The organism is Streptomyces sp. NPDC008125 (assembly GCF_042957125.1).
Classification (GTDB): Bacteria; Actinomycetota; Actinomycetes; order Streptomycetales; family Streptomycetaceae; genus Streptomyces.
This window is the reverse complement of record NZ_JBIBHR010000048.1, coordinates 1-8,308: the sequence shown is the minus strand read 5'-3', so window position 1 is coordinate 8,308 and position 8,308 is coordinate 1. Positions and strand designations below refer to the sequence as shown.

The 8,308-nt window shown below is 70.4% G+C and carries 8 protein-coding genes; 4 read left to right on the top strand and 4 right to left on the bottom strand.

What is annotated here, in order from left to right:
* Positions 1-196, bottom strand: a 196-nt coding sequence (locus ACFZAX_RS35265; protein ID WP_390967050.1) for a beta-ketoacyl synthase N-terminal-like domain-containing protein, incomplete at its 3' end; no start/stop codon positions are given.
* Between the two features lie 550 nt (positions 197-746).
* Here ACFZAX_RS35265 and ACFZAX_RS35260 point away from each other — a divergent pair.
* The 4 genes from ACFZAX_RS35260 to ACFZAX_RS35245 all read left to right on the top strand — a co-directional run bounded on the left by ACFZAX_RS35260 (position 747) and on the right by ACFZAX_RS35245 (position 5,151).
* The gene (locus tag ACFZAX_RS35260; protein ID WP_390967048.1) at positions 747-983 is read left to right on the top strand and encodes a phosphopantetheine-binding protein; all 237 of its coding nucleotides are present in this window, start codon (positions 747-749) and stop codon (positions 981-983) included.
* An 11-nt stretch (positions 984-994) separates the two neighbouring features.
* Positions 995-1,897 carry a helix-turn-helix domain-containing protein gene (locus tag ACFZAX_RS35255; protein ID WP_390967046.1) on the top strand — a complete coding sequence of 301 codons (903 nt, stop codon included), beginning with the start codon at positions 995-997 and terminating at the stop codon, positions 1,895-1,897.
* Positions 1,866-3,416: an AMP-binding protein gene (locus ACFZAX_RS35250; protein ID WP_390967044.1), complete on the top strand. Its 1,551-nt coding sequence runs from the start codon at positions 1,866-1,868 to the stop codon at positions 3,414-3,416. The genes ACFZAX_RS35255 and ACFZAX_RS35250 overlap by 32 nt, the downstream gene beginning before the upstream one ends.
* A gap of 139 nt (positions 3,417-3,555) precedes the next feature.
* Positions 3,556-5,151, top strand: coding sequence for an MFS transporter (locus ACFZAX_RS35245; RefSeq protein WP_390967042.1), 1,596 nt, complete (start codon positions 3,556-3,558; stop codon positions 5,149-5,151).
* Positions 5,152-5,371: 220 nt separating this feature from the next.
* Here the strand turns inward: ACFZAX_RS35245 and ACFZAX_RS35240 are convergent, their stop codons facing one another.
* The 3 genes from ACFZAX_RS35240 to ACFZAX_RS35230 all read right to left on the bottom strand — a co-directional run.
* The gene (locus ACFZAX_RS35240) at positions 5,372-6,133 is read right to left on the bottom strand and encodes a TetR/AcrR family transcriptional regulator C-terminal domain-containing protein (protein ID WP_390967040.1); all 762 of its coding nucleotides are present in this window, start codon (positions 6,131-6,133) and stop codon (positions 5,372-5,374) included.
* A gap of 171 nt (positions 6,134-6,304) precedes the next feature.
* Positions 6,305-7,507 carry an FAD-dependent oxidoreductase gene (locus ACFZAX_RS35235; RefSeq protein WP_390967039.1) on the bottom strand — a complete coding sequence of 401 codons (1,203 nt, stop codon included), beginning with the start codon at positions 7,505-7,507 and terminating at the stop codon, positions 6,305-6,307.
* Positions 7,508-7,582: 75 nt separating this feature from the next.
* Positions 7,583-8,308 (bottom strand): phosphopantetheine-binding protein (locus tag ACFZAX_RS35230; protein WP_390967037.1); only part of this gene is annotated, 726 nt, incomplete at its 5' end.

Here is an 8,308-nt window from a genome sequence, read left to right as displayed (position 1 = left end):
CGTCCCGGCCCTCCACCACCAGATCCCACAACTCGTCCGGAGAACCCACCCCACCCGGATAACGACACGCCATACCCACGATCGCGATCGGCTCGCCTTGGGACTTGCGCTCCGCGGCCGCGAGTCTTTTGCGCATGTCGCGCAAGTCGGATGTCGCCCGGCGCAGATACTCGAGAAGTTTTTCCTCGTTACTCACCGAGCATGCCCTCCTGTGTCATGACGTTCAGCGGCCGCAGACCCGAGCAGATGACGGAATGAGCGGATGAAGAGAATGAAGCGTGGGGTCACCCGGAAAATTACGGTGCCGACTGACCTGTTGCCCACCCCTTAGTCGTGCCGGGGGTCCCCACAATCGGGCCCCTGCCCGGCGGCCGTCACCCCTGAGCCGGGGTGGGGGCCGCCGGGCCGCGCGGGCGGACCGCATGCGGTGGGCGGGGGGCCGTCGGACTGCCCTCACCTGCGAGGCAGGGCGGCGGCAGCGGAGGATTCGCGCTGCGTCCACTCAGAGAAGACCCTTCGCGCGACGCCTTCATAGGGGCGGGTAGGGGTACTGGTTCGGGCCCGCCGGGACTAGCGTCGAGACCCGGAATCCCTTTCCGGCCGCGCCCGTGGGCGGTCGGTCGCGTCGCATTTCCGGTCGGCCCCGCGGGCGGCCGGCTGCTTCCCGTCTCCGCTCCGGCCCGTCCAGCGGTCCGACGATCCCGGAGCACCCCTTTCACCCCTTCGCGCCTGAAACCGGAGTCCTCATGTGGGATGAACAGTTCGACATTCTCCTTCGGAAGCAGATGTCCTTCCTCCCTCCGGACGAGCCGATCACCGGGGATATGCGCCTGCGCGATTACGGTCTCGATTCGCTGGGCATGATCGAGCTGCTCGCGGGCCTCGAAGCCGCTTACGCCGTGCATTTCCGCGACGAGTCGCTCTCGCTGGAGATATTCGAGACCCCGGACGTCCTCTGGAACTCACTGCAACGTCTGCGCTGAGGGCTGCCGCCATGCACAGCGCCCCGGCCTTGCGACTGCACGAGGGCGACCGGGCCCGGCTGGAGGCTCTGACCCGCATGTCGACGGCGCCCGCGGGGCTCGTCCGGCGGGCTCGGATCGTGCTGCTCGCCGCAGGAGGCTTCTCGAACACGGAGGTCGCCGCCCAGTTGCGGGTGTCCCGACCGACCGTCATCAAGTGGCGTTCCCGGTACGAGGATTCGGGTATCGCGGCACTGGGCGATCTGCCCCGGCCGGGGCGTCCCGCGACGGTGGACGAGGTGGCGGTGCTCGTCGCCACGCTTGCCGACGGCGCCAGACCTCCGGCCCGGCTGCGGGCCTCGTACTGGTCTTCGCGGCTGCTCGCCGACGAGTTGGGGATCGCCCACTCCACGGTGTCGCGCGTGTGGCGCAAGTGGGGCGTACGGCCGCATCGCACCGATGCCTTCCAGCTGCCCGCCGTGCCACCCCTGCCGCCCGGTGTCCATCGAGGGGTCGTCGGTGTCTTTCGCGCATCGTCGTGGAATGCCGTGGTCCTGCGGGCGGACGAGCCTACGGGGCGCCGGGCCGAGGAGCGGCTCCGGCCCCTGCTGGTCGACCGGGCCGGGCCCGGGGCCGACGGCGCGTCCGCGCCGGCCGCGTTTCTGCACCTCCTGGACTCCGTCGCCCAGGCCCACCCCTACCCGAGGCTGTACGTGCTCCTGAACGGGACGGGTGCGGTGCGGACCAGGGACGTACGCGAATGGCTCGCGAGAAACCCCCGGGTCTCCCTGCACCACGCGTCGGCCGCCCACTCCTGGGCCGACACCACCGAGGTTCTCCTGCGGCTCGCGGGACCCGGGCACCGCGCCACCTCATCCACCCATCGCCATCCAGGGAACACTCATGGACCAGACATCGGCCCACGCTCTCTATGACCGCTTCCTGCGCGGACTGGCACGCTCCCCGGAAGGCGTGGCCGTCCGAACCGGCGATGCCTCATTGACGTACCGGGAACTGTACGACCGGGCGCTGACCTGGGCGGGCTCGCTGCTGGCCGCGCTGCCGGAGCGCCCGGCCGCGGTGGGCGTGCTCGCGGGCAAGGGCCTCGACGCCTACACAGCCATCCTGGCCTGCCTGTTCACCGGCGTGCCGATGGTTCCGCTGCAGCCTTCCTTCCCCGTCCTGCGCACCCTCCAGATGCTCGAGGCGGCGGGGGTGGAGGCGCTGATCGTGGACGCCGAGGCGGTCACGGCGCTGGAGAAGCTGCGCGCGGAAGGCGTCACGCTCCCCGCTCTGCTGGACGGCGGCGCCGACGGAGCGGACGGGGTGGTCTCCCCCGTCCCGGCGGCACGTCTGACGCGCCCTCACCCGGTCGCCCCCGACGACATCGCCTACGTTCTGTTCACCTCCGGTTCCACCGGGCGGCCCAAGGGCGTGCCGGTCACGCATGCCAACGGTGCCCACTACTTCGGCCTGCTCGACGCGCGGTACGACTTCGGGCCGCACGATGTGTTCTCCCAGAACTTCGATCTGAACTTCGACTGCGCGATGTTCGACCTTTTCTGCGCGTGGGGTGCGGGTGCCACGCTGGTGGCCGTTCCCGCGGGCGCCTACCGGGACCTGCCCGGTTTCGTCGCCGACCAGGGCATCACCGTCTGGTTCTCCACCCCCAGCGTGATCGGCCTGGTCCGTCGCACCGGAGGGCTGACGGAAGACTCCCTGCCCTCACTGCGCTGGAGCTTCTTCGCGGGCGAGGCGGTGACCTGCCAGGACGTGACGGACTGGCTCCACGCGGCGTCGGGTTCGGCCGTCGAGAACCTCTACGGCCCCACGGAGCTGACGATCACCATCACGCGGCATCGCTGGTCGCCCGGGACCTCGCCCGGCATCTCGGTCGCGGGTGTCGTCCCGATCGGGCCGGTTCACGAGGGCCACGCCTGGATGCTGGTCCAGGAGGATGGCGAACCGGACCCGCTGGAAGGAGAGTTGTGCGTCGCGGGTCCGCAGCTGACGGCCGGGTATCTGGACCCGGCCGACGATGTGGGCCGCTTCCTCGACCGGGACGGGGTCCGCTACTACCGGACGGGCGACCGTATCCGCGTGGGCGAGGACGGTCAGTTGCTCTACCTCGGCCGGCTGGATCAGCAGGTTCAGGTCCGAGGCGTACGGATCGAACTGGCGGAGATCGACGAGGCGCTGCGCCGGTGTCCGGGAGTGGAGGACGCCGTCGCGGTGCCGGTGCCCTCCGAGCAGGGCATCACGCTGGCCGCTTTCCATACCGGGGCACGCGTTCCGCCCGTCGCCCTGGCCCGCGAGCTGAGCCGCACGCTCCCCCGGGCCGTACTCCCCCAGCACTTCTTCCACCTCGCGGAATTCCCTCTCAACTCCAATCGGAAGATCGACCGGCGGGCGCTGCTGAGCCGGGCGCTGGAACTGCTCGGCCGCCCGCACTGAACCCCGACAGCCCCCACCCCGGACCCGGGCCGTCCACGGATGAGCACGCGGATGAGTACGCGACACGCTTACGCGTACCTGATACGCTTAGCGTGTTACGTACTCAGGGTCGTGGAGCAGGAAGGCATGGACGTTTGCCATGACAGAAATCAAGCCTCGCGCGGGGCTCAAGGAGTGGCTCGGCCTCGTGGTGATCGTCCTGGTCACCCTGCTGATCGCCATCGACATCTCGGTGCTCGGCTTCGCGATCACGCCCATCAGTGAGTCCCTGAAGCCGAGCGCCACCCAACTGCTGTGGATCATGGACATCTACAGCTTCGTACTGGCCGGCGCCCTGATCACGATGGGCTGGGTCGGTGACCGCTTCGGCCGGCGGAAGCTCCTGATCATCGGCGCCCTGGTGTTCGGCGTGGCGTCCGCACTCGCCGCGACGGCGGACAGTCCCGAGATGCTGATCGGCGCGCGCGCCCTGCTGGGTCTCGGCGCGGCGACCCTGACGCCGACCTCACTGGCCCTGATCCGCAACATGTTCCACGATTCCAAGCAGCGCAAGTCGGCCATCGCCGCCTGGAGCGGCACCCTCGCCACCGGGGCCGCTCTCGGTCCGGTCGTCGGCGGTCTGCTGCTGAACAACTTCTGGTGGGGTTCGGTCTTCATGATCAACACCCCGGTGATGGTGCTGGTGCTGATCCTGGCCCCGATCCTGCTGCCGGAGCGGCGCGACCCCTCGCGCGGCCGGCTGGACGTGCTCGGCGCGTTCCTGTCGGTCGCGGGCATCATGCCGTTCATCTACGGCCTCAAGGAGCTGGCCGTGGACGGCTGGTCCGTCGAGTCCGCGATCTGGGCGGGTGTCGGCGCCGTCCTGCTCATCGCCTTCGTGCAGCGCCAGCGCATGACGTCCCATCCGCTCATCGACATCTCGCTGTTCCGCTACGGCGGCTTCACCGGCGCGATCCTGACCAACCTGATGGTGATGTTCTCGTTCATGGGTGTCAGCATCCTCACCAACCAGTTCCTCCAGATGGTGCTGGGCATGACGCCCTTCCGTGCGGCCCTGTGGTCCATGGCGGTGATGCCGGCGATCGGGATCGCCGTCGGCCTGGTCTCGGCCCTGTCCCGCAAGGTCAAGCCGGTCTACCTGGTCGCCAGCGGCATGTTCGTGATGGCCCTCGGGTTCGGCGTACTCAGCCGGCTCACGGTGGACTCGAACGTCGCCCTCCTTCTGGTGGGCGTGGGGCTGATGGCCGCCGGCATGACCGCCTCGAAGACGCTCACCGCGGAGATCGTCGTCACCTCCGCACCGAAGGAGCACGCCGGATCGTCCACGGCCACCTCGGAGACGTTCACCGAGTTCGGCAGCGCGTTCGGCTTCGCCGTCATCGGCAGCATCGGTTCCGCCATCTATCGGCATGACATGAACGCGGCGAATCTGGCCGGTCTCGGCGGAGGGGCGCTGGACGCGGCCCGTAACACGATCGGCGGCGCCGCCACCGTCGCCGCCCAGCAGCCGGCCGCGGTCGGTGCCGACCTGATCGCCGCCAGCCGCGAAGCCTTCACCCACGGGCTCCAGGTGGCAGCGCTTTCCGGGGCCGCGGCCATGGTCGTGGTGGCCACGATCGTCGCCGTACTGCTGCGCAGGGTGCCGATCGAGACGGGTGAGCCGATCGACCCGTACGACATCGACGCTCCGGCGACCGTCCCCTCCCCCAAGCGCGTACAGCCCACCGCGAGCTGAACCTGCCCCGGGGCTCCGCGCACGTCGAACGCGCCCTGGTTACCTCCCCGGCCGGGGGGTGACCAGGGCGCGTTCGACGGATCAGGACCGGAGAGGACGCGGTGTCCGGCGCGGTGTGTTCCGGCTGCGCCGCGAGGTGCCGTACCGGGCGCCGCGGACCCGGTCGAGATCCGCCGGACACGCCCTGGCCCCTTCGACGCGCGCGGAGCGGGACAGCCCGTCAGGTGAGCGGCTTCTCGCCGTTCCGGATGCGGACCAGCACCTCGATGCCGTCCAGGACCCGCTGCAGACCGAAGGTGAAGTCGTCCTCGGGCTCGTCGAACGCCCCGGCCTCCAGCAGCTCGACGAGAGCGGGGAAGGACGCGGAGTCGGCGTACTTGGCCAGCGCGCGACCATAGTTGGCCATCAGGTCCGTGTCGCTGATGTCCTGGGTGACGACACCGAGCGACATCTGCACGTTGTTGCGCACGTAGCCGATCATCAGCATCATCACGGACAGCTTGTCGTCCGGCCGCAGGGTGGTGCCGCCCAGCGTGCGAAGGCCGCACTCCAGCCAGCTGAGCTGCCCCGGCTCCAAAGGCGGTCCGCTCACCGAGATCTGCAGCATCCAGGGGTGCCGGTGGAAGACCTCCTGGAACGCGCGGGCCCACTGCTCCAGCCCGCTCCGCCAGTCACCGTCGGCCGTGTCGATGCGGGGCGGGGTGCCGTAGGCCATGTCGAGCATCAGCTGCCGCAGCTCGTCCTTGCTCGACACATGGCGGTACAGCGACATGGTGCCGAAGTCGAGGCTCTTGGCCACGCGGGACATGGACAGACCGGCGAGACCGTCGGCGTCCGCCGACTCGATCGCGGCCGTCACGATACGCTCGACACTCAGACCGGTACGCACAGCGCGCTGTTCCCGGCTCCGCAGTTCCCAGAGCACCTCAATGCTGTTCGGCAGGCCGACGCCTTCCGTGCTCGTTCCTTCGCCAGCCGTCATCTCGCGCCTGCCTTCATCAGAGCCTTTCCATGCGTATCACGCACGCATAGAGCATCGTATACGCCCCGCGCCCGCCGTCCGTAGAGGCGTGGTGAGACCGGGGTGGAAAGTCGGTACGGCACCGGGCGGTGCCGTACCGGGCAGCCCACGTCCGCCTCCCCGCGGAGCTGGTCAGATAGCTGCCGCCGCGGCGGCCAGCTCCGACGAGGGCCGGCCGAGCAGTTGCCTGCACTGCCGCAGGCCGCGCGCACTGTTCCAGCCCAGCCCGCCGACGAGAACCCCGTCGCGGTGGTACGCGGCGACGAAGTCCCGGTCCGCGGTGGAGCCGCTGATGATCTCCGTCCTCGCGCCGGGCGGGCACCAGCCGATGGTCTGGATCTTCTCCCCGAACTGGTGCGTCCACCCGAAGGGCACGGGGGTGTACGGCTTCGCTCCCGCTTCGCCCGCCAGCAGGTTCGCGGCGACCGCCATGGCCTGCTGGGCGGCGTTGGTCCGTTGTTCGAGCCTGACCCGGGCTCCGGCCACCATGGGGTGGGGCCAGTTGGCGACATCTCCCGCCGCCCACACCCCGGGTGCGGCCCGGCAGTAGGCGTCGCACAGGACCCCGTCGCCCAGGGGCAGTCCGGAATCGGCGAGCCAGTCCACGGCGGGCACGGAGCCGATCGCGACGACGACCAGATCCGCACCGACGACGGTGCCGTCCGACAGCATGACGCCGCGGACACGGGCGCCGTCCCGGGCCATTCCCACGACGTCGGCGCCGAGAACGAGCCGCACCCCGTTGTCACGGTGCAGGTCGGCCACGAGCCCCCCGACCTCGGCACCGACCTGCCGCGCGAGCGGCTGGTCGTTCGTGTCGATCAGTGTCACGTCGAGTCCGGCACCGCGCGCCGCGGCGGCGACTTCCGCACCGAGGAAACCCGCCCCGACGACCGCCACCTCGGGCTTCGCCAGGAGTGCCTCGCGCAGCCGGACGGCGTCGTCCAGCGACCGCAGGACATGGACGCCCTCCAGTCCGCTCCCCCAGGGCAGCCTGCGCGGCCGAAGACCGGTCGCGATGACCGCCGCGTCGTACGGCAGCCTCTCGCCGGTGGAGAGCGTGATGGTGCGGGCGGCCTGGTCGAGGCCGGTGGCCCGGCAGCCGAGACGCAGATCGACATCGACGGCCGCCAGCACGTCCTCCTTGCGCAACCAGGTGCTCCGGGGCTCCCAGCTCTCGCCCAGCAACTCCTTGGAGAGGGGCGGACGGTCGTACGGCGGATGGCGTTCGTCGCCCACGAGCGTGAGCGCTCCCTCGTACCCCTTGGCCCGCAGCGTCTCCACCGCGGTCAGTCCTGCGGCCGCCGCGCCCACGACGACTATCCGGTTCAGCACACTCGCTCCTCGTCTCCGGTCGGTGCTCACGCGAGCGCCTGAATCCGCTCCCGGCAGGTCCTGCCGGGAGCGGCCCTACGCCTCGCCGTCGAGAATGTCGAACAGCTCGTCCGCGGTGGCCGCGCTGAGGTCGTCCACGGGAACGTCCTCCCCGAAGAGTGTCCGGCGCAGGTGCGCGGCCAGCTCGGCGGCAGAGGGGTAGTCGAAGATCAGCGTCGGCGCCAGCCGGCAACCGGTCACCTCGCCCAGGCGGTTCCTGAGTTCGAGAGCCGTCAGGGAGTCGAATCCGATGTCGAGGAATCCGCGCTCGGCCGGGACGGCCTCGGCGCCCGTGTGCCCCAGAACGGCGGCGGCGTGACCACGCACCAGGTCCAGCAGGGCCCGTTCACGGTCCTCCGCGTCGAGTCCGGCGAGGCGGGCCACCAGTGCGGCGGGATCGGCGCTCTTCGTGCGGCTGCGGACCACGGGGCCGGCCTCGGTGAGGATCAGGTCCCGCAGATGGGGATGCACGGCCCCCGGCTTCGCCTTCAGGGTCGGTACGTCGACGGCGAGCGGCACCAGCGCCGGACGCCCCGAGCGCAGACCGGCATCGAGGAGCCGGAGCGCGTCGGCCGGCGCGAGAGCGGGCAGGCCGCGGGCGGCCATGAGACGGACGTCGTCGTCGATGGCTTCGGTCAGGCCCGTGGCGACGTCCCACAGTCCGTAGGCCAGCGAGGTGGCCACCAACCCCTCCGACCGACGCTGCACCGCCAACGCGTCCAGGAACACATTCGCCGCCGCATAATTCGCCTGCCCCGCCGC

Excerpts from the sequence above, each read along its gene's own strand:
- ACFZAX_RS35260 (WP_390967048.1), top strand. The coding sequence starts at position 747 with ATGTGGGATGAACAGTTCGACATTCTCCTTCGGAAGCAGATGTCCTTC.
- ACFZAX_RS35245 (WP_390967042.1), top strand. The coding sequence starts at position 3,556 with ATGACAGAAATCAAGCCTCGCGCGGGGCTCAAGGAGTGGCTCGGCCTC.
- ACFZAX_RS35250 (WP_390967044.1), top strand. The coding sequence starts at position 1,866 with ATGGACCAGACATCGGCCCACGCTCTCTATGACCGCTTCCTGCGCGGA.
- ACFZAX_RS35240 (WP_390967040.1), bottom strand. The coding sequence starts at position 6,133 with ATGACGGCTGGCGAAGGAACGAGCACGGAAGGCGTCGGCCTGCCGAAC.
- ACFZAX_RS35255 (WP_390967046.1), top strand. The coding sequence starts at position 995 with ATGCACAGCGCCCCGGCCTTGCGACTGCACGAGGGCGACCGGGCCCGG.